We start from the raw sequence: 23,299 nt of genomic DNA on the forward strand, positions 1-23,299 counted from the left end.
CGCGGACGGTCACAGTCCACTGTGGACCAACGAGGCCCACAGGTGCGGCCGGTCCGGTTGCTCGGCGCGCAGTTCCCGCACGACCTGGCGCAGCGCCTCGGCCGCCACGTCGGCCGCGGGCAGGAGGGCGTAGAACCGGTCCGCGGCGGTGGCGGCGGTGCGGTCGTCCAGCGGCCAGAGGCCCGCGACCACGTGCCGGAAACCCGCGAGCTGGAACGCCGACGCCAGGTGGATCACCTCGTCGGCGTGGCGCCGGGACGCCTGCCCGGTCGAGCACGCCGACAGGTAGGCCAACTCCGCGTCACGCGGGTTCAGCCGGCTGATCGCGGCGATCGGCAGCACGCCGTCGTGCAGGTGCAGCGCGCCCTCGGACGGCCGGTCGGCGTCGATGCCGGCGTGGCAGGCGAAGTGCGCCCACGCGGACCCGGCGAGCGCGGCCGTGACGCGGTCCACGGTGGCGTGCTCGTCGGTCAGCAGCACCCCGGCACGGCGGGCGTGCAGACCGGCCGCCTCGGCGGCGGTGGCGGGCAGGTCCGGCAGACCCGGCGTGCGGGTGAGCGCCACGGTCAACTGCCTGCGGCTCGACGCCGCGGGCCGGCGACGCGCGTGGGCCAACGCGCGCAGGGTCGGCGTGTAGGAGGAGGTGACGCGGTCCAGCGCGCCCGGTCCGCCCGGCGGGCCGGCGGCGTGCAGCGGGAGCAGGCCGAGGCGGCCGGTGGGCATCCACCAGACGCGGGGCGTGCGGCCGGGGTCCGGTGCGACGACGTCCAGCACGGGTCCGACCGCCGCGTCCCAGAGCCGGGCCAGCAGGTCGGTCACCACGCGTTGGCGGCGCAGCTCCCCGGCGAACGCGCTGCGGTCGTCGATGGCCTGCGCCAGCTCGGTCGCCCACGTGTCCACGTCACGCGCGATCAGCCCAGGCAGGGGCACGTGCACGGGCTCCGCGTCGGGTCCGACCACGATCGCGTCACCGTGCGCGCGCCCGGCGTTGACCAGCACCACCGCCCCACCCGTCACGGCCTGCCGCAGCTGCGGCCACGTCGGCGGCAGCAGGAACCGGTCCAGGCCGGGCAGGCGGCGCACGTCGGCCAGCACGGCGTCGTACTCGGCCCACAGCCGCCTGCGGTGCTCGACCACGTCCGAGCCGAGGTCCACGGCGTTGAGCCGGTCGCGGACCCGGTGCAGGCGGTGCGCGAGCTCCGGGTGGGCCGCCTCCAGCTCGGTCAGGTCCGTGCGGCTGTCCAGCTGCGCCGCGAGCAGGATGCCCCGCCCCTGTTCGGCGACCCGCAGCGCGCCGACCGCGTCACCCAGCGCGCAGTGCGCGGCGATCGCCTCGCCGACCAGCCCGACCCGGCCGCCCAGCAGGCGTTCCCGGTCGGTGTGCGTGGTCTCGCGTGACGCGACCGACGGCAGGAGTTCCACCGCGCCGGCCAACACGCGCCGGGCGGTCTCGGCCTGGCCGAGCGACCCGGCGAGCCTGCCCACGGCCCACCCCGCCACGACCCGGTCCGCCGGCGGCGCGGCCGTGAGCCGGTCCAGCTCCGCCGCCATCGCCTCGACCCGGCGTAGGTCGGGGACGTCCGCGCCGACGTCCACCCGGTTCTGGTGGCCTTGCGCGAGGAAGTACAGCCGCACGGCCCGGCTCGGGTGGTCGGGCGGGGTCGCCGCGAGCGCCCGACCGGCCACCTCGGCCACGGCGGCGGCGTCGGCGGGCGACCCGGTGAGGCGGTAGCGCACCTGGTGCGCGCCCGCGAGGCCGGACAGGCAGGCCGCGTGGTGCGGGTGCCCCTCGGTCGTGCCCGCCACCGCCTGCCGCGCCAGCTCCACGGCCCGGTCCGCGTCGGCCGTGGCGCGGGTCAGCTCGCACCGCTCCCGGTGCGCCACCGCCAGGTTGAACAGGCGCAGCACGCGGTCGGGGTGGTCGGGTGGGGTGAGCGAGACGGCCCGCGATCCCACGTCGACCGCGAGGTCCACGTCGGACGCGGTGCGCAGGTGCTTGCCCCGCGCCAGGTGCGCGGCCGCGAGGTTGGCCAGGTAGACCGGCAGCACCGCGTGGTCGTCCGGGGTGGCGGCCACCGCCCGTTCCTTCAGCTCGATCGCCCGGTCCAGGTCGGCCAGACCACCGACCCGCTCGAACCGCAGCTGGTGCACGCCACCGAGGTTGGACAGCACGAGCGGGCGGTCGGGGTGGTCGGCCGCGATCACGGCGACGGCCCGGCGGCCGACCTCGATCGCCTGCTCCAGGTCGGCCGAGCGGCCCAGGCGCAGGTAGCGGGCCCGGTGGGCGTCACCCAGGTTGGTCAGCCAGAGCGGGAGCCCCGCGTGCCCGTCCGGGACGGAGGCCACCGCCCGCTGGTGGAGGTCGATGGCCCGGTCGAGGTCGGTCAGGTCACCGGTGTGCTGGAACCGCTCCTGGTGGGCGGACGCGCTGTTGTTCAACGCGAACACCCGGCCCGTGGCGCCCTCCGGGGTGACCTCCAGCGCCCGCCGGCAGGCGTCGACGGCGCGGTCGAGGTCGGCGAGGTCGCCCCGGCGTCGGAACCGCGCCTGGTAGGCCATCCCCAGGTTGGTCAGCGGCGTGGCCAGGTCCGGGTCGTCGGGGCGGGTGGCGGCGAGCGCCCGTTGCTTGAGGTCGATGGCCTGGTCGAGGTCGGCGAGGTCACCGGTCCGCTCGAAGCGGGTCTGGTGGATGATGCCGAGGTTGCCCAGGAAGGTCGCCCGCAGCGGGGTGTCGCCCGCGACGGCGACCGCGCGGCGGCCCGCTTCCAGGGCCCGGTCGAGGTCGGCCGGGCGACCGGTCCGCTGGAAGCGCGCCAGGCGGGCGAGCGCCAGGTTGGACGCGCGGCCGGCCAGCTCGCCGTCTTCCGGCCCGGTGCCGGCCACCGCGCGTTCCAGGTGCTCCACGGCCCGGTCGAGGTCGGCGAGGTCGCCCGTGCGCTCGAAGCGGGTGTGCTCGGCGACGCCGAGGTTGGCCAGGAACGTCGGCAGGCCCGGGTCGTCCCCGCCGGTCGCGACCGCTTCCCGGTTGGCCTCGACGGCGCGGTCCAGGTCGGCGGAACGCCCGGTGCGCTCGAAGCGCCGCCAGCAGGTCGCGCCCAGGCTCGACAGGAACGCGGCGCGGTGCGGCCCGGCGGGCGTGACCGCGAGCGCCCCGACGAAGTGCTCCACCGCGCGGTCCAGGTCGGCCACGTCACCCGTCACGTCGAACCGGTACAGGTGGCAGGTCGCGAGGTTGTAGCGGAACAGCCCGTGGTCGGGCCCTTCGGGCGGGGCCACCGCCGGGGTGAGCCACCCGATGGCCCGGTCCAGGTCGGCCGCGTCGGCGGTGAGCCGGTACCTGGTCAGGTGGTAGGTGCCCAGGTTGGCCCAGAACACCATCCGGGAGGGGTGGTCGAGCCCCGCCGCGGCCACCGCCCGCCCGCCGAGGGTGATCGCCCGGTCGACCTCGTCCACGCGACCGGTCCCCTGCGCCCGCGTCCAGCACGCGAGCGCCTCCTCGGACACCGCCGTCGCCTCATCGGCCCACCCCGACCCGCCCGGTCCGCCCGTCACGGTGTGACAGTATCCGGGCGTGGACGTGGAACGGTCGGCGCTGACGAGCCTGTGCCGGGAACTCGACGCCCTCCGCGAGGAGGCGCGCCGACTTCCCCCGGAACGCAAGCAGTTGCTGGAGCAGGTCGTCGCCGAGGCCAAGGCGCGGCGGCCCGTGCTCGCCCTGCTGGGCAGGTTGCTCAACACCGACGGCGACACCGCGTTGCGGGCGCTGGGCGCGGGGTTGCCGGGCACCGGGTCGGGACACGCCCGCGAGGAGCTGTTCCGCTGCCCCGACGGCGCGTGCGACCTGGTCGAGACGCCCCCGCCCGCCGGCGCGCTCCCCCGGTGCCGGGTCACCGGCGCGCCGATGGAACGGGCGTGACGCGGGGTGGGCGGGTTCTTCCAGGAGCTGGCCAAGATCCTGGCCCAGCGGTGGCTGGGCCTGCTCGCCCTGCCCGGCGCGTTCTTCACCGCCGCGGCCTGGGTGGCGCTCACCCTCGGCCAGTCGAAGGCCCTTGACCACACCCTGCTGACCCGCCGCGCCACCGCCGCCGCGACGGCGGTCAAGAACCTGCCGCCCGGTGCGCAACTGCTGCTCGTGCTCGGCGTGCTGGTGCTCGCCGTCGGCGTGGGGTTCGCCGTGCAGGCGCTGGCCGGGCTGACCCGACGGGTCTGGCTGGGCCAGTGGCCGCGCCGGCTCGCCGCCGTGCGCACGGCCGCCCGGCGCAGGCGCTGGCACCGGCTGGTCGACCTGCGCCGCGAGCTGGAGCGGGCGGCCCCGCCACCGCGCACCCGTGACGAGCAGGACCGGGTCAACGCCGCCGCCCACCGCGTCAACCGGCTGGCGTTGGCCGAACCCGGCCGGCCGACGTGGATGGGCGACCGCGTGCACGCCGTGGAGTCGGTGTCCTGGCACCGGTACGGGCTCGACCTGACCTTCGGTTGGCCCCGGCTCTGGCTCGTGCTGCCCGACACCACCCGCGCCGAGTTGAGCGGCGCGCACTCCGCGTTCGCCGCCTCGGTCGCCACGGGCACGTGGGCGTTGCCGTACCTGGCGCTCGGCGTCCTGTGGTGGCCCGCCGCGCTGATCGGCCTCGCGGTCGGGCTGACCGGCTGGGCGCGGGCCCGTGCCGCGATCACCGACCTGTCGTCCCTGGCCGAGGCCGCCGTGGACCTGCACGGCCGCACGCTGGTCGCCACCCTCGGCATCACCGACCCGGACCAGGTCGGCCCGCTGGCCGTCGGCGAGGGCGAACAGGCCACGGACCTGATGCGCAAGGGCCGCTAGCGCACCTCCTCGACCGTCGTCACGGGCGCGGTGCTTCGCCCCCGCTCCCCCGGCTCCCGGGCCGACCGGGTCAGGTACGGCAGCCACGCGGCCGGCACGATCGGGAACCACAGCGACAACCGTTGCCACACCACGTCGTCGACCCGGACCACGTGCAGCTCGTGGTAGATCAGGTGCGGCACGCTGAACAGCAACGAGCCGACCAGGACGGCCCGGGCGAACACCGGTTCCGGCCACTTGACGCACACCACCGCGACCGGCAGGAACTGCGCCAACGCCAGCCCGAAGTCCCGCACGAGGTGCTCGTTGTACGGCGGCACCAACCGCACCCACGCGTGATCGGCGGTCGGGAAGGTCGAGAAGAACCCGGCCGGCCACAGGGCCGCCCACACCGCGGGCCCGCCCTGCCACAACCCCAACAACGCGATCCCGACGCGAAGGCGCGTGGTGCCGCTCATCCTCGTCCCCCTGAGCCGACGGTGCGCCACCAGCGAACCACCCGACCACCTCCCGGCACTTCCCGATCACCGGTTCAGGTGATGTCACCGCCGGGTCCGTCCCCGTGCCAGGAGTGCCAGAGCACCGAGTACGCGCCGCCCGCGGCGACCAGCTCGTCGTGCGAGCCGAGTTCGACGATGCGGCCCTGCTCCAGCACCGCCACCCGGTCGGCGTCGTGCGCGGTGTGCAGGCGGTGCGCGATCGCGATCACGGTCCGGCCTTCGAGGACCGAGGCCATCGCCCGCTCGGCGTTGCGCGCGGTCGTCGGGTCGAGCATGGCCGTGGCCTCGTCCAGCACCACCGTGTGCGGGTCGGCCAGCAGCACCCGCGCCAACGCCAACTGCTGTGCCCTGGCCGCGTCCAGCCGGGTGCCGCCCGTGCCCAGCCGGGTGTCCAGCCCGTCGGGCAGGTCGTCGACCCACCGCGCCTCGACCGCGGCCAGCGCCGCGCGCACCCGCTCGTCGTCGGCGTCGGGCGCGGCCATCACCAGGTTGTCCCGGAGGGTGCCGTGGAAGACGTGGTGCTCCTGCGTCACCAGCAGCACGTGCCGCTCACCGCCGCCGTCGAGCAGGTCGGCGACGGGTACCCCGCCGACCGTCACCGCGCCGCTGGTCGGCGTGTCCAACCCCGCCAGGAGCTTGCCCAGGGTGGACTTGCCCGCCCCGGACGGCCCCACGACGGCGAGGCGCTCGCCCGGTCGCACGGTCAGGCTCACCCCGCGCAGCACGTCACGGCCGGGCGTGTACGCGTGGTGCACCCGCGTGACCTCCAGCCGTTCGTCCCGGGGCCGCGGTGGGCGTTCGCGGGGCACGAGCGCCGCGGCGACGCCTTCGATCCGGGCCAGGGACGCGCCGCTGCTCTGCAACTGCTCCACCCACAGCAGGATCCGGTCGAGCGGTTCCACGAGCTGCCACACGTACAGGCTCGCCGCGACCACCGCGCCCAGGCTGACCAGGCCGTGGAAGTAGCCGAGGCCGCCGAGCAGGAGCACGGCGGACGTCGGCACGGCGTGCGACAGGTCCGCCACCGGGAATAGCACCGACCGCAGCGCCAGCGTGCGCCTCCTGGCCAGGTGGACCCGCTCGACGGCGAGGTCGATGTCGCGCACGCGCCGACCGCGCAGCCCGAACACCTCCGCGGTCCGGGCGCCCTCGGCGGTGGCCACCATGCTGTCCGTCGCGACGCCGTTCGCCGCGCCCTCGGCCAGGTAGGCGGCGCGGGCGCGGCGCAGGTACCAGCGCGACACGACCCACAGGACCGGCAGGCCGATCAGGGTGCACGCGCCGAGCAGCGGACCCTGGAGGAACACCGCGACCACGATGAGCAGCACGTGCAGGCTCGCGATGAACACCTCCGGTGCGGCGTTGCGCAACGCCGCACCGACCGCGGCCACGTCCGTGGTGGAACGGGTCGTCAGGTCGCCCGCGCCGAGCCGCTCCACCGTGGCCGCGGGCAGCGCCAACACCCGCTCGACGAACCGCTCGCGCAACACCGCCAGCACCCGTTCGCCGAACCGGTGCGCCGCGTACCGCGCGAACCTGGTGAGGACCAACCGGGCGACGGCCGCCGCCAGCACCGCGGCGGCCAGCCCGTCGACGACCCGGACATCGGCGTTCCCGGTCTCGACGACGTTCACGATGCGACCGAGCAGCCACGGCCCGACCAACGCGGTGAGCACCGCCAGGCAGTTGAGCACGACCATCCCGACGAGGGCCCCGCGGTCATCCGCCACCAGCCGCCCGGTCGTCCGCCACACCTCCGCCGGCGAGGCGACCGGCAGTTCCCGCCGGGTACCGCGTTCCGCGCTCAAAGACGGCCTCCTTCCGGGGCAACTCCCCCTGAGCTGCCCTCCCGCGCACCGCCCTTCCCCGGGTCGACCGGGGCCGGGGGCGTGGCAGGTCCGGGATCCTCGTCGCCGCCGCGGTGGACCAGTGCCCGGTAGCGCGGTTCGGTGGCGAGCAGGTGCTCGTGCGGCCCCGAGGCCGCGACCCGGCCGTCCACCAGGAACTCCACCCGGTCGACCCGGTCCAGGACCAGCGGCGACGTGGTGACCACCAGCGTCGTGCGCGAACTCCGCGCCGCGCGCAGGCCGGCGGCGATCCGCGCCTCGGTGTGGGCGTCCAGCGAGGAGGTCGGCTCCACCAGCAGGAGCACGTCCGGGTCCGCCAGCAGTGCCCGCACCAGGCGCACCCGCTGGCGCTGGCCGCCGGAGAGGTTGCGGGCCTGGTCGTCGAGCCACGATCCCAGCCCGTCCGGCAAGGACGCGAGCACGTCCTCGGCGGCGGCGACCCGCACCGCCGCCGACACCGCCTCGTCGTCGTGGTCCCGCGCGGTGGCCACGGCGTCGCGCAGCGCACCGGCGAAGAGGTGGGCGTCGTTGTCCGCGACCACGACCCGGGCACGCACCTCGGCGAGCGACATCGCCGCCAGCGGCACACCACCCCACGTGGCCGCCGAGTCCTCGAGCCGAGCGAGCCGGTCGACCACGGCGAGCGCGTCCGCCGCTCGCTCGCACACCAGGGCCGTGAACCGCCCCGCCGCCACCACGACGCCGGAGTCCGGGTCACACAGGTCGGCCGGACCCGTTGGGCCGGGCACGGGATCCGCCGGGTCGGCCGGTTCCGGTGCCAGGCGCAGCACGTCGATCACCCGGCGGGCCGACACCACGCCGCGGGTGAGGTCGTCGGCAGCCTCGATGAAGAACGACACCGGCACGACCAGGGCCGCCACGTAGCCGTAGACCGCGACCAGCTCGCCGACGGTCAGCGCCCCGGTCGCGGCCATCCGGGCGGCGATCCACACCACGGCGGCCAGGAACACGACGGGCAGGCACGTGCCGACCGCCTGCACCCAACTGGTGATGCCGCCGACCCGGAAACCCGTGTCCCGCAGCTCGCGCGACCGGGCCCGATAACGCTCAGCGAACGCGTCCTTGGCCCCGACGCCCGACAGCACCCGCAGCCCGGCGACGATGTCACCGGTCACCGCGGTGAGCGCGCCCTGGCGTTCGCGGTAGGAAGTCTCCACGCGGTCGAGCCGGCTCAGCAGCGGGCCGATGAGCAGGGCGAGGACGGGCACCCCGACCAGCACCACGACCGCCAACGCGGGCGAGATGGTGAACAGCAGCACCGCGACGGCGGCGTACGCCACCACGGCACCCACCCCGGGGCCGGTGACGGTGAGGGTGACGGCGATCCGGCTGATGTCCGCCGCGCCGATGTTGGTCACCTCGCCCGTGGAGACCCGCTTCGGCAGGGTCGCGCCGACGTCGGCGATGTGTCGGACGAGTACCTGGACGGTGCGGTACGCGCCGTCCACCCGGACCATCGTCATGGTGCGGTGCCGCATCATGCCCAGCACCGCGTTGGCGGCGCTCACCCCGAGCACGGCCGCCGACCACAGCACGAGCTGCCGCACGTCGCCCGCCCGCAGACCGCGGTCGATCGCCTGCGCGATCAGGTACGGCGGCACCATGATGCCCACCATCCAGAGCGAACCCCACATCACGCCGCGCAGGACGCGGGCGGGTTGGCTGCGGGCCAACCACCAGAGGTAGTGCCAGGGACCCCTGGTGTCCGGCGTGCCGGGATCGGCGTGCGGGACCCGTCCTCTCCGGTAGGAGGGGGCCTCCTGCTGGTGTGGCACCTGTCGCCTGCTTTCGCTCATCCGTCCGACGATCATCGCACCGACTCGTGCCGACCCTTCACAGGCCGGCGCCCCTCACCCCCGGTCAGGGGTGAGGGGCGCCGGCTCGATCGGATGGGGCTGCGTCAGGCGCTCAGCGTCGCAGCGTCAGCAGGCCCGGTCGGTAGGGCAGCAGGCCGTAGTCACCACCGGAGTTGGGGCTGCGGCCCTGGTAGAGCAGTTGCAGGTTGCAGGGGTCGATGGTCTTGGTCTGGTCGGGGTTGGCGCGGATCAGGTCGCCGTGGCTGATGTCGTTGGTCCAGGTCGCACCGCTGTTGGCCTTGCCCGCGAACGGGTTGCTCTCGGTGGCGGCCTGCGGGGTCCAGTTGCCGCTGAGGCTGCTGGAGGTGAACGAGCGGAAGTAACGGCCGTTCGCGCCGATCGCCTCGACGATCATCAGGTACTGGTTCTGACCCTGCACCTTGTACACCTCGACCGCCTCGAACAGGTTGTTCGTCGTGTCGCTCATGATCGTGGTGTAGGACGAGCCGAAACTGCCCGGGAAGTTCCCGATCGGCATCACCTGGCGGTAGATCTTGCCGTTGTCACCGGCGAAGAACAGGTACATGTTCTGACCGTCACCGATGATCGTCTGATCGATCGGACCCGTGCCCGAACCGCTGATGCTCGCCGTCGAGAGCACCTGCGGCGACGACCAGCCGTTGGGGTTGGTCGGGTCGGTCGACGTCCGGTAGCTGAACGCCGTCCCACCCCACTGGTACGCCAGCACCCAGATGTTCTTCGGCGCGAAGTAGAACAACGTGGGCGCGACGGTGCCGCTGTTCATGGCCTGCTGCGGCGCAGACGCCATCTCCGACCAGTTGCTGAACAGCCCGAAGTTCATCGAACCCCAGGACGTGCCCGTGTCGTGGGTCGTGGCGTAGACCAGGTGCTTGCCGTTGTAGGGCACGTAGGTGAAGTCCTTCAACGACACCCACCCGGACCTCGGCTGGGCCAACGCACCGGTCGAAGTCCAGCGGTAGGTCGACGGGAGCGAGCAGCCACCGCCCGGCTGGGTCGTCGTCGTGGTCGTCGGGCCGGACCCGCCGACGCGGACGAACTGCCACTGCTGGTTGGCGCCGCCCCAGTCGCTGTACTGGACGATGTTGCCGCCGTCCGCCGTGGACGCGCCCTGCACCTCCAGGGCCTTGTTGCTGTTGCGGTTGATCAGCCGCACGTAGCCGCCGTCGGAGTCGGCCAACCGGAACTGCTGGTTGTTGGTGTTGTTGTCCGACCACTGCACGATGTTCGCGCCGTCGGCGGTGGAGAAGTTGTAGACGTCGAGCACCTTGCCGGACAGCCGCGACTTCACCCGGTAGTAGCCGCCGCCGGAGTCGACGAACTGCCACTGCTGCTGGTTGCCGTCGTTGCGCGTCCACTGCGTGATGCGCGCCCCGTCGTTGGTGGCCAGGTTGTAGACGTCCAACGCCTTGCCGCTGTTGCGGTTGACCAGCACGTACCAGGCGGTCGTGTCGACGGTCGCCGCCGAGGCGGGCGACGCGCTGAACGTCGCCAGCAGCCCGCCGACCAGCACGGCGACGACGGCGGCAGCGGCACCGGCCACGCGACGCCTGCGGGTTCCTGGTACAGCGGTGGGCGGGTGATGGCCTGATCGGGCCATGGGCGGGACTCCTCTTCGTCGAGGTCGGGGCAGACCGCGGCACGGGCAACGTTGCGACGACGTTCGCGCCGGGCGGTCCTTCGCACCCCTCCCCCGGACGACGACTACGTCGGAGTCGACAATCCGAGAACCCAAGAGGGACGCACGGACTGCCGTGCCACTGCCGCGGGTGCCGGTCGCATTGTCAAACTCTGAAGGACGATCTCGACATGGTCAAGATGCGACGCAAATGTTTCGCAACTGTGCGGCGGGGCGCATTGTCGATTGCTAAAAATAGCGCGAATTCTTTTAGCTCCACCGGTTGTCGAACGCCCTGGCCAGGCGTCGAACGGCGGGATCGGGGCCGCCAGAGCGGCGAGGAGGTGAGCCGAACTGCTAAACATTAGCGAGTCAACGATGTCATGCGCCGGACGTTCGGCCCGCGATCGGTCGACGTTTCCAGAGTTCACCCAGGCCGTACTGAGCGCTGACGCCGAGCAGGACCGCGAAACCGTAGCCATAACCCGCGAAGATCAGGAAGAAGCTCCAATCCAGCACGGGCGGCGGGCCGGGGACGACCCAGAGGTCCGCACCACCGGTGAACGGCCCGCCGATGAAGTTGACGATGCCGGCCGCCACGGACACGCCCATCCACACGATGCCGGCGAGCGGGTACAGCACCGCCGGGGCCAGCAGGACCGACAGGCCGGCGAAGTTCCACGCTTCGGGGATGCGTTCGACGCGATCGGTGACGGCCGCGAACACGATGGCCACGACCGCGGAGAGCGCCATGTACACCGCGGTCGTGACGTCGAGGGGCAGCGGGCCGCCGAGGTAGTCCGGGCGCAGGCCCGCGATGCCGTGCTCGTGCAGGGCGGTGGCGAACCGGGTGTGCTCGACCTCGCCGGAGAGCACTTCCCCGAGCTGCGACAGCGCCGCGCCGCCGATGTGCAGGAGCCAGGCGAACAGGACGTCCACGCCGAGCACGCCGATCGTGCCGGCCAGGCGGACCCAGATCGGCAACCGCTCCGAGCCGCCCTCCGCCGGGCTCTCGTGCGCCGCGGTTCGGGATTCCGACGACATCGCAGGCCCCCTGCCACGCGCGGACGATCACGGCCGGTGCCGATCATGGTGTGCGGGGACGCGCCGGCGGGTCAACCCCGCTCACCCGCTCGCCCGCCGCCTGTTCGGTGGCCGATCACCGCGGCGGGCGTCAGCGGGATCCCCGCAGGCGCAGCGGTTCGGCGCGGGCGTGCACGACGCCGGGCACGTCGTCGTCACCCCGGCGCGGGGCCGGGCCGATCAGCAGGACCGGGCCGAGCGCCTTGCTCGTCTCCTCGGTGATCGGCGCGGTGAGGGCCGCCGCGGTGCGCCCGAAAGTCCACACCACCGCCGAACCCGGATCGTCCCCCTGGGACTGCACCTGCGGAGACACCCAGCGCTGGACGACTTCCGGGTGCCGCGCCCTCGCATCAGCGGGAGAGGCGGGCTTCGATGCCGTCGAGGACGAAGTCGAGGCCGGTCCGGAACGTCTCGTCGGCGTCCAGGTGCGGCCCGTCGTGGACCATCCGGGCCAGCGCGGGGAACCGCCCGGTGGCGAAGGTGCGCGTCAGGTACGGCCCGTAGGTGGTCTGCCACTGCTCCTGGTTCAGCCCGGAGGCGCGCTCGGCACGCCGCTCGGTGATCTCCCGGCGCACCGCGCCGATCACGTACGCGGTGACCGCCCCGACCGCCGGCACGACGACGCCCAGGTCGACGTCACCCATCGCGGCCAGCACGCTCTCGCCGGTGACCAGCGTGTTCGGCCCGAGCTGGGGCCGTCCGCCGAGCAGGTCGGCGAGCCACTCGTGCCGGTGCGCGACCTGCCTGGTGGCCTCGGCGAACGAGCCCAGCACCTCCCGCCAGCCCTGCCCCGTCGGCCTGATCTCGGCGTGGACCGCGTCGACCATCAGGTCGAGCAGCTCCTCCTTGGTCGCGATGTAGCCGTACAGCCGCATGGGCCCGACGTCCAGCGCAGCGGCCACCTTGCGCAACGACACCGCGTCCAGGCCGTCCGCGTCGGCGAGCTCGATGGCCGCCCGGACGATCCGCTCCCGGCTCAACGGCGCCGGCGCCGGCCGATCCGGCGGCTCCGGTCGCTCCCACACCACCATGCCGAGGACAATACACCGTAGCCTTCGATACACTGTATTGACCGATACGGTGAATCGAGGCTGATCATGACCATCGCCATCGTCGGGGCCGGTTTGGGCGGCCTGACGCTTGCCCGCGTGCTGCACGTGAACGGCATCGACGCCGTCGTCTACGAACGCGAACCGTCACGTGACGCGCGCGGCCAGGGCGGCATGCTCGACATCCACTCCGGCCAGCGGGCGCTGCGCGAGGCCGGCCTGATCGACCGCTTCTACGCGATAGCCCGCGGCGAGGGTCAGGACATGCGGCTGCTGGAGCCGGACGGCACCCTGCTGCTCCAGGAGGACACGCCCGAGGACGCCCCGCTGCTGCGCCCCGAGGTGGACCGCGCCGATCTGCGCGACCTGCTGCTGGACTCCCTCCCCGATGACGCGGTGCGCTGGGGGCACGCGTACGAGTCCGCCGACGACGGCGTGCTGCGGTTCGCCGACGGCCGCACCGCGACGTACGACCTGCTCGTCGGCGCCGACGGCGCGAACTCCCGGGTCCGCGCGCTGCTCACCGACGCCCGACCCGCGCACATCGGCCAGCACGTCGTCGAGATCGGCATCCCCGACATCGACCGCACCCACCCCGACCTCGCCGCGATGGTCGGGCGCGGCAACTACTGGGTGCTCGGCGACGGGCGATCGCTGGCGGCGCAACGCAACGGCGACGGCCGCGTGCGCATCGGCCTCAACTTCTACAACACCGATGAGGACTGGTTCGCCACCAGCGGCATCCCGTTCGACGACCCCGCCGCCGCCCGCGCGCGGCTGATCGAGCTGTTCGCCGACTGGGACACGCGGTTCACCGCCCTGATCGCGGCCTGCGACGACACGGTCCAGCCGCGGTCGCTCACCTCCCTCCCGGTCGGCCTGACCTGGCCGTCGAGACCGGACGTCACCCTGGTCGGCGATGCCGCGCACCTGATGCCGCCGGTCGGGGAAGGCGCCAACATGGCGCTGCTCGACGGTGCCCTGCTCGGCCTCGCCCTGGCCGCCCACCCGGACGACCGCGCGGCCGCCGTGGCGGAGTACGAACGCGAGATGTTCGAGCGCACCAGCGCCGCCGCCCGGATGTCCGCGGACATGCAGGAACTGCTGATGTCCCCGGACGCCGCCGCCAGGATGCTCACGTTCTTCCAACCGGGCTGACCGCCGCCCGTGCCGGGTCAGGCGAAGATCACCGGCACGTCGAGCGCACGCAGCGCCTGGTGCTCGGCGGGCGCGTCCGTGACCACGCCGGCGACGTCGGCGAGCGGCACCACCGAGAACCGTGACACCGCGCCGATCTTCTCGGAGCTGGCCAGCACGTAGGTGTCGGCCGCCTGGTGGGCAAGTGCGCGCTTCATCGCGGCTTCGTCGGCGTCGTCGGTGGTGAGGCCGAACTCCTCGTGCACGCCGGTCACCCCCAGCAGGAACAGGTCGGCGTGCAGTCCGCGCGCCGCCTCGACCGCCGCCGCACCGCAGGCGACCATCGAGTGCTTGAACAGCCGCCCGCCGATCAGGTACACCTCCACGCCCCGGTGCTCGGCCAGGGCGCTCGCCACCGTGGGGCTGTGGGTGACCACGGTGGCGTCCAGGTCGAGCGGCAGGGCCCGCACGACGGCCAGGGCCGTCGTGCCTCCGTCGATGATCGCCGTGCTGCCGGGTTCGACCAGCGCCGCCGCCCGCGCCGCGACGCGCTGCTTGCCGGAAGCCTCCACCCCTTGCCGGGTCGCGTAGTCGGCGATGGCGGGCGAGATCGGCAACGCGCCGCCGTAGACCCGCTGGCACAGCCCGGCGGCGGCCAGTTCGCGCAGGTCGCGCCGGATGCTGTCCTCCGACAGGCCCAGCTCGGCGGCGAGGTCCTTGGCCACGATGCGCCCGTCGACGCGAAGTCGTTCGAGCAGCAGATCCCGCCGTTGAGCCGCGAGCAATCCGGTTCCTCCTTGTTTCTTCCGATTGTTGCACATTATGGTGGCCCCATGAGCAGACCTCTGTTGATCCTCATCGCCGGTCCCTACCGCTCCGGCACCGGCGACGACCCGGCGTTGATGGCGCGCAACCTGGCCCGGCTGGAGGAAGCCGCGTGGCCGGTCTTCCGCAGCGGGCACGTGCCGATGATCGGCGAGTGGGTCGCGCTGCCCGTGCTGCGCGGGGCCGGCGGCACAGGGCCGACCGACCCCGTGGCGGACGGGATCATGTACCCGACCGCCGAACGGCTGCTCCGGCACTGCGACGCGGTGCTGCGGCTGCCGGGTGAGTCGACGGGAGCCGACCAGGACGTGCGGATCGCGCGGGAACGGGGCCTCCCGGTCTACCACCGGGTCGAGGACATCCCTGGCTACCGCGCCGCTTGACGGCCTTCTCGTCGGTGACCGCGCGGGTGAGCAGCGATTCACCGGCAACGGTGAAGCGCGGAGCCGTCGGGGATTTCCTCACGGGCATGGGCGTGTTGGTAGCGGCTCAGGTCCTGGGCCTCGTGCCCGCCGCCGCGACGGGCGGTGACCGGGGTCGGGTGGTGCTGCGTCGTGGCGACTGTTCGAACGCGGTGCCCTGGTGGCGAGGACGGCCTGGTCGCGTGGGTGGGCGACCGTGACTCGGTACCGCCCGCCATCGCGGTGAAGCGGCGGTGGTGGAGTGCGGTGACCGGCTGGTCGTGCCGGGGTTCGTGGACTGCCACGTGCACTACAGAGAGGTCGCCGGGTCCTTCCTGGACCGCCTGCCCACCGGAGCTCGAACGCCGCACGCGCGGGGCCGAAACGACCGCCTGTTCGCCCTAATGACCTCGGGCGACGACCGCGCCCCGTTGGCCGACCCCTCACCAACGCCGGACTTCCGTGCGAGCACATCGGGTGTCGGTGGTCCGTGGTGCAATGCGTGCGGGGGATCAGCCGAGGGGGCGGGTAGTCGATGGACGCACGTGAAGCGGTGGGCAGGACGGCGGTCGCGCTGGGGTGGACCGGTTCGGTCACCCCCGACGCTGGGCTGGGACGTGGTGGAGCGCCGGTTGGGCACCCCGTTGCCCGCCGACTACAAGGAGTTCATGCGCCGGTTCCCGTCCGGGATGTTCCGGGACGTGGTCTGCGTCTTCAACCCCGTCCAGGACGAGGAGTCCCTGGCGCGGCTGGTGGACGAGTTCGAGGGGATGCTGCTCGGGGTGCGGATCCTCTGGGAGGAGTACGACGACGACTCCTTCCCGCCCTTCCCCGAACCGCGCGGCGTGATCCCGTTCGCCTCCGATTCCTCCGGCGGGTCGTTGTTCTGGCTGCCCTGGCACCCCGACCCGGACCGCTGGCACGTCGTGTTCCTGAGCCGCAACCTCGCCGCGGGCTGGACGAGGACGAGACGCCCGATGACCGCCGTGATGCGGCAACTCGCGAACAGCCGGAGCGAGCGCAACATCCTGGGCTGGGACCTGGCCGGCAAGGAACGCGACTTCGAGCCCTTCTAGCGCCTGGCCTGGACGGGCGTGGCCGGACTTGCCGCAACGGCATGGGCCGTGGGAGACGGCCCACAACCGGTCCTGGCGCTGCCGGCGCCACGACATCCCGCATCGGATGCGCTCACCAGCACGCCGCCGGCACGGCAACGGCCGCACCCGGTTCACCAGGGCGACCAGACCCGGGTCATCAAGTAACGAAGCCGACCTGCGGTGGTGCGGGCCATCGTGGTGCCTACCTGGGTGCGGAGGCCGCTCGTGCGGGCCGCGGTGACGTCAGGAGTTCCGGTGTGCCGATGGACTGGGGGTAGCGGAACCGGTTGTCGGGGTCGTACTTGTTCTTGACCTTGACAAGGCGCTCGTAGTTGCCGCCGTAGTAGGCGTGCTGCCAGTCGACCAGTTCGGGATCGGGGAAGTTGACGTAGGCCGCGTCGGTGCCCAGCAGGGTGCGCAAGGTGCGGTAAACCTGGCGGGTCTGGCGCAGCGCCGCCTCCGACTCCTCCTCCGAGGCGCCGGGTGCCCATCGGCTGCCGATGTCGATGACGAACTTCGCCCCGCGGTGGGGGTAGGCGGTGTCGTGCGGCGCGGGCTCGGCGCTCGCGCCGCCCATGGCGAACAAGGTCACGTAGCCGTCCGCCCGTGCCTTGCCCGGATCCCAGCCGCGCGTCCACTCGGTGATCGCGGTCAGCGCGTCCGCGGTCAGCCAGCGGTCGGGGACGAGGGATTTCGAGGTGTAGCACTCCCGGTCCTCGGGGACGTCCAGCAAGTGGTCCTGCGCTTCCCAGAACCCGCGTTCCTCGATGAACTCGGAGGTCGGGTGCAGGGCGAGCAAACCCCGGAAGAGTCGCCGCAGCGTGGCTTCGGGGCCGAGGCGTTGGCCGAGCACCCACAGGAACGCCTTGCCGTCCCGCGCGTGCTTGAACCCGATCCGGACGTCGAGGTCGTGCGTGTGGTCGGTGTCGAGCAGGTGTTGCAGCTCCTGCACCACCGGCACGGCGACGTCGAGGGGGAACGTCAGGTCGAAGACGGTGGCGCGCAGCTGCGCCACCGGCACGGCGTCGAAGACGAAGGAGGTGTTGACGCCGAAGTTGCCGCCCGCCCCGCCGCGGCACGCCCAGAACAGGTCGGCGTTCTCGTTCTCGGTGGCGCGAACCAGGGTGCTGTCGGCCAGCACGAGCCTCGTCTCGACGAGCCGGTCGCACGTCAAGCCCCACTTGCGGTCGTTGAACCCGAGGCCGCCGCCGAGGGTCAGCCCCGCCACGCCGACGGTCGGGCACCGCCCGCCGGGGAAGTACAGGCCCAGTCCACGGTTGTCGTACACATCGGAGTTGGTCGAGCCGCCGCCCACGTGCAACCGTTGTCCGTCCTTGTGCAGCCAGTGCATCCTCTCCCCGAGGCAGATCACCACCCCGTCGGGGACGGTCGAGTAGCCGGCGTAGTTGTGGCCGCCCGAGCGGAGCCGGAAGGGCACCCCCTCCACCAGGCACCACTGCACGGCCACCTGCACGTCGTGCTCGTTCTGGCAGACGATCTCCCGGAGCGGTGGCGGGTAGGCGTAACGCTGGTTGTCCACCGGGGCGCAGCCGGTGAGCAGCTGGGCAGCCGGGCTGAGCGCTCGGCGCAGCGCGCGCCACGCAGCACCCTCCACGGGCAACCCGGCCCGCGTCCCCGCGGCCACCGCCGGCGACGCGCCGTGTGGCAAGGCCACCGCGGCCGCCGCCGCGGCGCCGGCGCTGAGCAGGGTCCTCCGACTGACCGGCATGGTTCTTTCTCCTCCGCTGCGTCGCCCCCGGCACGGCCGGTCCGGGGCTGCACGGGCACCTCGATGGGACCACAGGGGACAGTCACATCGAGGTGCCCGCTCGCGCTCAGCGTCGTGGCACCGGTCGGTGCGGCGGAAGGTGGTTCAGCCTGCCGGGTCACCGGGCGGCGGGTACCCCGCATGACCCACCGACAGGTGCGTTTACCCGCCCGGAACACGTCCGGCGGGAGCACGGCGGCGACGAACGGCCGACCGCGTCCGTCATCGGAGTGGCCCGGCGCCACGCCCTCACCGCTCCCGTGCACGAGGCGTGGCGCCGACCACGGCACCGCGTTCCATCGTTCGTGTACCGGCGCACCGCCGGTACACGACACCCGCTCGGGTGATGAACGTGCACCGCCGTGGTCAGGGGCGGTCGTCGAAGAGCTGGGTCCAGCGGCCGTCGAAGCCGCCGTTGCCGGCGAGGTGCCACCCGGCGGGCAACCAGGTGCCCGCCTCGCGGCGGTCCGCGGTGTCGACGACGCCGGTGTGGACGAAGAAGTCGTGTTGCCGCCAGTACGCGTTGTGGGACGCGAGGTCGCCGCTGACCACGCCCCTGCTGCGGCCGTAGCTGTCGAGGCCCGACCCTTCGTAGCCGCCGAAGTCGTCGGAGCCGGCGCTGTCGTCCGCGTTCGCCTCACCCGAGTACGCGCCGTACAGCCAGCTCTTGGACGGGATGCCCTCGCGGCCGTCGGTGAGGTCGCCCGCGCCGATGTCGAGCGAGGCGGTGTAGAAGCGTTGCAGGCCGGCGGACACCTCCGGCTGACCGGTCTCCGACGTCACCGGCGACTCCAGCAGCACGTCGCTGGTCTTGGTGTCCCGCCAGTGCAGCTGCCAGTTCTGCCAGTGCGTCGGCAGGACGTCGGCCAGGTCCTGCAGCTCGTAGGTCACGCGCTTGACCGACCGCCAGGCCGTGGAGTCGCCGTTGTCGAGCCGGCTGGCCAGGGCCGGGGCCGAGGCGGACGTCACGGCTTGCGCGCCCCAGGTGGAGACGGCGGCCTGCGACGCTTCCGGGACGAACACGTAGTGGACGTTCTTCTTGCTGTCGTTGTTGATGTCGACCTCGGCCTTGCCGGTCCCGTTCAGGGCCGCGGCGACGGTGCTCCACGGCGTGGTGGCGAACCGGAGCTCGTGACCGCGCGTGGTCGTGGGCAGGGCCCCGCTGCCGTCGGCCTGCCACAGCATCAGGTGCTTGCCCGTGGCCGTCGTCATGAACTGCACCGCGCTGTCGGTGGAGCGCCGCATGATGTGCTCGTGGTGGGTGGTCACCGTGGCGTAGGCGACGCTCTCACCGGTGCCGGGGTTCCCGGTCACGCCCCGCAGCACGATCTCGACGCGTTCCCAGTCGTGGATCTGCTCGAAGTCCTTGTCCGCCGCGTTGTACACGTGGTACAGCAGGACGAGGTTCTTCGTCCCGTTCTCGGCGTACTCGAGCAACGCGCTGTAGAGCGTCGGGCGGATGCGCCAGTGGGTGTTCGCGCCCTGCACGTACTGGTTGACGTTGCGCCAGTTCACCCGGTTGTCGGAGAACCGCCCGTTGCGGTCGAAGTCGTAGTTCGACAGCCAGTCCGTGCCCTCCTGGCTGTTGTTCTCGTCGCCGCGCTTGTAGATCAGCGGCGCGTAGTGGTACAGGTACGCCTGCCGCTGCGCCGTGGTCAAGGTCCACGAGACCGCCCCGGCGCTCCCGGCCCCGGGCCAGGTCACAGCGGTGGTCATCACCAAGACGGCAAGCAGTCCGCGAACGGTTCTCAGCACTGCACAAGCCCTTCGTCGACGTTGGCGACCCCGGTCCGACCACCCGGCTACGGGCGCAGTGGGCCAGAGTGCCACCCACACCGGACGACGCCACCCCCGATTCACCGGCCTGGACCAGTGCTGTCAGCACTGGGGAGCAATCGGGCCTACGGACACCCGCAACCGCGGACCGGGCCGGGTCGTCACGTCGAAGAAGTGCTTTTGCGGATACAGGTGGTTCGACCTCCGATACGTTGGCCCCGGGGAACTGATCTTCGACAGGGGGTGCGGGGTGGCAGACCGGTTCGGCGTGTTGCTGCGCCGGTTCCGTCGGGAGGCGGGGTTGACGCAGGACGAGTTGGCCGTGCGGTCGGGGGTCGCGGTGCGCACGGTCCGGCGGTTCGAGACCCAGGCGGGCGTGAACCCGCAGTTGAGCACCGTGCGGCAGTTGGCCGAAGCGCTGGCGCTGTCACCCGCGGAGCACGCCACCCTGCTGGCCGCGGTGGGTCAGGCCGACGAGCCGGCCCCGTCGGATCGGCCCGTGGCGCCGGCCGACGCGGCTCGCGTCCAACCGGGGCGGTACCTGACCGCGAACGAACGGGAGCTGGTCGAAGCGGCCGACGAGCTCGCCGACGTGGTGCGGGCGCGGTGGCAGCAGGAGGAGATGCGGCGTCGGATCCACGACCCCGGCCCGTTGCCGCTGCGCTGGCGCTCGGTCGGCGCGGAGCTGACCGACCCCGACGCGCCGACCGACCTCGCCGGCACGCTCGACGCGATCGTGCCCTGCTACCGGCGCGTCCCGTCCGGGCGGCTCGTCGTGCTCGGCCGGGCGGGCGCGGGCAAGAGCATGCTCGCCGTGCGGCTCGTGCTGGACCTGCTCAACCCGTCGACCGCGGCCGGCGCGGTCCCGGTCGTCGTCGGCATCGGCTCGTGGCACCCGGTCCAGACGTCCTTCCACGAGTGGCTGGTCGCCGAGCTGACCCGGCACTACCCCGGCCTCGCGCGGCCGAGCCGCAGCGGCGCCACGCTCGCCGCCCGGCTGATCGAGAGCGGTCGGATCCTGCCGGTGCTCGACGGCTTCGACGAGATCGCCGAAGGGCTGCACCGGCCGGCCCTCGTCGCGCTCAACCAGATCGTGCTGCCGCTCGTGCTGACCAGCAGGCCGGACGAGTACCGGGACGCCGTCACGGCCTCCCGGGTGCTGCGCGGCGCGGCCGCGGTCGAGCTGGCCGACCTCACCGTCGCGGACCTCGCCGACCACCTGCCGCGCACGGCGCGCCGGACCGCGGGCGACCTCGCGACCGCGTGGGACCCGGTGCTGCGCGAACTGGCCGAACGGCCCGACCTCCCGCCCGCCGTCGCGCTCACCACCCCGCTGATGGTCGGCCTCGCCCGCGCCAACTACAGCGACACGACCGGACGTGACCCGGCCGAGCTGCTGGACGCGCGGCGGTTCCCCACCGCGGAGAGCATCGCCGACCACCTGCTGGCCGGCTTCGTGCCGACCGCGTACCGGCACCAGCCGCTCGACCGCGCGGTGGGCCTGGACCAGCGCTGGTCGGTGGAGGAGGCAACGCGGTGGCTGCGCTTCCTCGCCGCGCACCTGGACGGGCGGCGCACGACCGACCTCGCGTGGTGGGAGTTCGGCACCGCGTTCGGCCGCGGTTCGCGGACCTCGCTGCTCGGCCTGGTCGCGGGCGTCACGACCGCCGTGGTCGACTGGCTGGTGGAAGGGGTCGCGAGCGCGTTCGGGGTGACGATCGGCTCCAGCTCCTGGTTCCTCTCGGGTCTGCTGATCGGGTTCCTGGGCGCGGTGCTCATGGTGGTCACGTACGCGGTCACGGTCGGCCGCGGGGTGCCCGCGCCGTTGTACCTCCGGATCAGCGTGCGGGGTGGTCGACGGCGGCTGAGCGCGCAGACCAGGAGCCGGTTGCGGACGGGCGCCCTGTGCGGGTTCGTGTTCGGTGTCCTGCTGGGCACGGCGCACCGGCTGCTCGCCGTGGTGACCTCCCGTTCCGCGGCCGCGGTGGGCTCGTGGGTCTTCGACGCGGTGGCGTTCGGGCTCGTCTACGCGGTCGGGGTCGGGTTGGTGTTCCGGGTGCTCGGCCTGATCGAGACACCGGTGGACCTCACCTCGGCCGGCAGGCCCGCGGACCTGATCCGGGCCAACCGCGCGGTGCCGGCCGGACCGGCGCTCGTGCTGGCGCCGCTGTTCGCGGGCTTCATCGTGGCGGCGGCGGAGGTGCTGGACGCGCTCGACGTCGGTCGTCCGTTCGGGATCGACCTGGACTGGGCGCCGTCGCTGGTGGTGGCGGCGGCCCTGGTCAGCGCGGTCGCCGGTGCTGCCGGCTACGTGCTCGGCATGACCCCGTGGGGCCACTGGCTGGTGTTCGCCCGGATCTGGCTGCCGCTCACCGGCCGGCTGCCCTGGGCGGTGGTCGCGTTCCTCGAGGACGCGTGCCGGCGCGGCGTGCTGCGCCAGTCCGGCCCGTACTACCAGTTCCGGCACGCCCGGCTGCAAGCGCACCTCGCCGCCGCGCGGCAGCCGGTCAGCGATCCGGCGTGAACTCGGTGTCGAGCGTGGGCAGGTTGTCGCCCTGCTCGTCCAGCGAGTCGACCTCGGGCGGGGCGGGGAACACGAACAGGGAGTTGGTGGCCGGGTCCCGCAACCCCGCGCCGAGGTGGTTGATCGCGGCGACGATGTCCTGCTCCTGGTCGTGGTAGGACTTGGCCACCTCGCCGAGGAAGCCCTTCATGTCGGCGTCGGCCTTGTTCGGGCTGTCGTGGCTGATGGTCCGGGCGACCTGCGGGCTCACCCGGATGTTGTTGAACCCGGCCACCACCGACGCGGCGTCCTTCGCCGAGACCGCGGCCAGCCCACCCGCGGCCACGCCTCCCCAGACGGTCCACGCGGTGGCCGCGGCGATGCCGACCAGCAGCACGACCTGGGCGGCGTCGCCGAAGCCGACCTTCGCCACCTTGTTGAACGCCTCGATCGACTTCTGGCCGACGTCCCAGACGTTCTCGTTGAGCTTCTTGCGCAGGTGCATGTGCATCGACAGCGACGCCGCCAGCAGGTTGACCGCCACGACCTGGTTGTCGACCTTCTCGTCGAACTTCGTCAGGATCTTCTCCTGGAAGGCGTCCTTGGCGTGGCCGTGCCAGCCCCGGATCTTGTAGTCGATGTTCCGCGAGATCTGCGTCGGCGTGTCCTTGCCGGCCAGGTCCGCGATACCGCCGCCGATGTCCGGCACCGGCACCTCGGTCCCGCTCGGGTTCAGGGCCGGGAAGTCGTGCTTGAGCGCGAACGACGTGCGGCCCAGCGTGTTCAGGGCCCGCTGCATCCCCTTCGGGTCCGGGGTGGCGAAGCTCTCGTACAGGTCCGGGTAGCCCAGGTAGAAGTCGGTGTCGGGGAACAGGTCGAGGTCGAACGGGTTGTCGATGTCGAGGCCGAGCAGCTTCATCTCCCGTTCGCGCAGCACGGCGGCCCGCGCCGCGTCGGCGACGTCCTTGCCGAGTTTTCGCAGCTCGTCCTTGGTGTGGAAGGTCATGGTCGGCTCCT

18 protein-coding genes are annotated in these 23,299 nt (G+C 72.9%); 6 read left to right on the plus strand and 12 right to left on the minus strand.

Annotation, left to right across the window (positions count from 1 at the left end; translation table 11 throughout):
* Nucleotides 1-9: 9 nt before the first annotated feature.
* Nucleotides 10-3,552, minus strand: a complete 3,543-nt coding sequence (locus tag LZG04_RS21060; RefSeq protein WP_233819471.1) for a CHAT domain-containing tetratricopeptide repeat protein — start codon at nt 3,550-3,552, stop codon at nt 10-12.
* 19 nt (nt 3,553-3,571) lie between these two features.
* Between LZG04_RS21060 and LZG04_RS21065 the strand changes: the two genes are divergently transcribed.
* Both LZG04_RS21065 and LZG04_RS21070 read left to right on the plus strand, forming a co-directional pair.
* Nucleotides 3,572-3,916: a hypothetical protein gene (locus tag LZG04_RS21065; RefSeq protein ID WP_233819473.1), complete on the plus strand. Its 345-nt coding sequence runs from the start codon at nt 3,572-3,574 to the stop codon at nt 3,914-3,916.
* Nucleotides 3,917-3,922: 6 nt separating this feature from the next.
* Nucleotides 3,923-4,822: a hypothetical protein gene (locus LZG04_RS21070; RefSeq protein WP_233819475.1), complete on the plus strand. Its 900-nt coding sequence runs from the start codon at nt 3,923-3,925 to the stop codon at nt 4,820-4,822.
* On the opposite strand, the gene LZG04_RS21075 is transcribed toward LZG04_RS21070, so the two are convergent.
* From LZG04_RS21075 to LZG04_RS21105, 7 genes are all read right to left on the minus strand, one after another.
* Complete coding sequence (locus LZG04_RS21075) at nt 4,819-5,280, minus strand: hypothetical protein (RefSeq protein ID WP_233819477.1); 462 nt, start codon at nt 5,278-5,280, stop codon at nt 4,819-4,821. The genes LZG04_RS21070 and LZG04_RS21075 overlap by 4 nt on opposite strands.
* 74 nt (nt 5,281-5,354) lie before the next feature.
* Nucleotides 5,355-7,130 carry an ABC transporter ATP-binding protein gene (locus LZG04_RS21080; RefSeq protein WP_233819479.1) on the minus strand — a complete coding sequence of 592 codons (1,776 nt, stop codon included), beginning with the start codon at nt 7,128-7,130 and terminating at the stop codon, nt 5,355-5,357.
* Nucleotides 7,127-8,986: an ABC transporter ATP-binding protein gene (locus tag LZG04_RS21085; protein ID WP_233819481.1), complete on the minus strand. Its 1,860-nt coding sequence runs from the start codon at nt 8,984-8,986 to the stop codon at nt 7,127-7,129. The genes LZG04_RS21080 and LZG04_RS21085 overlap by 4 nt, the downstream gene beginning before the upstream one ends.
* A 112-nt stretch (nt 8,987-9,098) precedes the next feature.
* Complete coding sequence (locus LZG04_RS21090; protein ID WP_233819483.1) at nt 9,099-10,625, minus strand: non-reducing end alpha-L-arabinofuranosidase family hydrolase; 1,527 nt, start codon at nt 10,623-10,625, stop codon at nt 9,099-9,101.
* A 399-nt stretch (nt 10,626-11,024) separates the two neighbouring features.
* Nucleotides 11,025-11,687, minus strand: coding sequence for a hypothetical protein (locus LZG04_RS21095; RefSeq protein ID WP_233819485.1), 663 nt, complete (start codon nt 11,685-11,687; stop codon nt 11,025-11,027).
* A 130-nt stretch (nt 11,688-11,817) separates the two neighbouring features.
* Nucleotides 11,818-11,994, minus strand: coding sequence for a hypothetical protein (locus tag LZG04_RS21100; protein ID WP_233819487.1), 177 nt, complete (start codon nt 11,992-11,994; stop codon nt 11,818-11,820).
* An 82-nt stretch (nt 11,995-12,076) separates the two neighbouring features.
* Nucleotides 12,077-12,757, minus strand: a complete 681-nt coding sequence (locus tag LZG04_RS21105) for a TetR/AcrR family transcriptional regulator (protein WP_233819488.1) — start codon at nt 12,755-12,757, stop codon at nt 12,077-12,079.
* A 66-nt stretch (nt 12,758-12,823) separates the two neighbouring features.
* Between LZG04_RS21105 and LZG04_RS21110 the strand changes: the two genes are divergently transcribed.
* Nucleotides 12,824-13,933: an NAD(P)/FAD-dependent oxidoreductase gene (locus LZG04_RS21110; RefSeq protein WP_233819489.1), complete on the plus strand. Its 1,110-nt coding sequence runs from the start codon at nt 12,824-12,826 to the stop codon at nt 13,931-13,933.
* Nucleotides 13,934-13,950: 17 nt separating this feature from the next.
* Here the strand turns inward: LZG04_RS21110 and LZG04_RS21115 are convergent, their stop codons facing one another.
* Nucleotides 13,951-14,697: a DeoR/GlpR family DNA-binding transcription regulator gene (locus tag LZG04_RS21115; RefSeq protein WP_233819490.1), complete on the minus strand. Its 747-nt coding sequence runs from the start codon at nt 14,695-14,697 to the stop codon at nt 13,951-13,953.
* 48 nt (nt 14,698-14,745) lie between these two features.
* Here LZG04_RS21115 and LZG04_RS21120 point away from each other — a divergent pair, with 48 nt between their 5' ends.
* Together LZG04_RS21120 and LZG04_RS21125 are read left to right on the plus strand one after the other, a co-directional pair.
* A complete protein-coding gene (locus tag LZG04_RS21120) occupies nt 14,746-15,120 on the plus strand; it encodes a DUF4406 domain-containing protein (RefSeq protein WP_233819491.1) in 375 nt (124 codons plus the stop codon).
* A 422-nt stretch (nt 15,121-15,542) separates the two neighbouring features.
* Nucleotides 15,543-16,214 carry an SMI1/KNR4 family protein gene (locus tag LZG04_RS21125; RefSeq protein WP_267937258.1) on the plus strand — a complete coding sequence of 224 codons (672 nt, stop codon included), beginning with the start codon at nt 15,543-15,545 and terminating at the stop codon, nt 16,212-16,214.
* A 223-nt stretch (nt 16,215-16,437) separates the two neighbouring features.
* Here the strand turns inward: LZG04_RS21125 and LZG04_RS21130 are convergent, their stop codons facing one another.
* Nucleotides 16,438-17,964, minus strand: coding sequence for an FAD-binding oxidoreductase (locus tag LZG04_RS21130; protein WP_233819493.1), 1,527 nt, complete (start codon nt 17,962-17,964; stop codon nt 16,438-16,440).
* A gap of 405 nt (nt 17,965-18,369) precedes the next feature.
* A complete protein-coding gene (locus tag LZG04_RS21135; protein WP_233819494.1) occupies nt 18,370-19,719 on the minus strand; it encodes a hypothetical protein in 1,350 nt (449 codons plus the stop codon).
* Nucleotides 19,720-20,029: 310 nt separating this feature from the next.
* Between LZG04_RS21135 and LZG04_RS21140 the strand changes: the two genes are divergently transcribed.
* Complete coding sequence (locus LZG04_RS21140) at nt 20,030-22,303, plus strand: NACHT domain-containing NTPase (RefSeq protein WP_233819495.1); 2,274 nt, start codon at nt 20,030-20,032, stop codon at nt 22,301-22,303.
* On the opposite strand, the gene LZG04_RS21145 is transcribed toward LZG04_RS21140, so the two are convergent.
* Complete coding sequence (locus LZG04_RS21145) at nt 22,287-23,288, minus strand: hypothetical protein (protein WP_233819496.1); 1,002 nt, start codon at nt 23,286-23,288, stop codon at nt 22,287-22,289. The genes LZG04_RS21140 and LZG04_RS21145 overlap by 17 nt on opposite strands.
* Between the last annotated feature and the right edge of the window lie 11 nt (nt 23,289-23,299).

Origin of the sequence: Saccharothrix sp. S26 (assembly GCF_021390395.1) — a bacterium.
GTDB lineage: Bacteria > Actinomycetota > Actinomycetes > Mycobacteriales > Pseudonocardiaceae > Actinosynnema.

Coding starts and splice junctions, on each gene's coding strand:
- LZG04_RS21075 (WP_233819477.1), bottom strand. CDS start 5,280: ATGAGCGGCACCACGCGCCTTCGCGTCGGGATCGCGTTGTTGGGGTTG.
- LZG04_RS21085 (WP_233819481.1), bottom strand. CDS start 8,986: ATGAGCGAAAGCAGGCGACAGGTGCCACACCAGCAGGAGGCCCCCTCC.
- LZG04_RS21090 (WP_233819483.1), bottom strand. CDS start 10,625: ATGGCCCGATCAGGCCATCACCCGCCCACCGCTGTACCAGGAACCCGC.
- LZG04_RS21095 (WP_233819485.1), bottom strand. CDS start 11,687: ATGTCGTCGGAATCCCGAACCGCGGCGCACGAGAGCCCGGCGGAGGGC.
- LZG04_RS21105 (WP_233819488.1), bottom strand. CDS start 12,757: ATGGTGGTGTGGGAGCGACCGGAGCCGCCGGATCGGCCGGCGCCGGCG.
- LZG04_RS21110 (WP_233819489.1), top strand. CDS start 12,824: ATGACCATCGCCATCGTCGGGGCCGGTTTGGGCGGCCTGACGCTTGCC.
- LZG04_RS21120 (WP_233819491.1), top strand. CDS start 14,746: ATGAGCAGACCTCTGTTGATCCTCATCGCCGGTCCCTACCGCTCCGGC.
- LZG04_RS21125 (WP_267937258.1), top strand. CDS start 15,543: ATGACCTCGGGCGACGACCGCGCCCCGTTGGCCGACCCCTCACCAACG.
- LZG04_RS21130 (WP_233819493.1), bottom strand. CDS start 17,964: ATGCCGGTCAGTCGGAGGACCCTGCTCAGCGCCGGCGCCGCGGCGGCG.
- LZG04_RS21135 (WP_233819494.1), bottom strand. CDS start 19,719: ATGACCACCGCTGTGACCTGGCCCGGGGCCGGGAGCGCCGGGGCGGTC.
- LZG04_RS21145 (WP_233819496.1), bottom strand. CDS start 23,288: ATGACCTTCCACACCAAGGACGAGCTGCGAAAACTCGGCAAGGACGTC.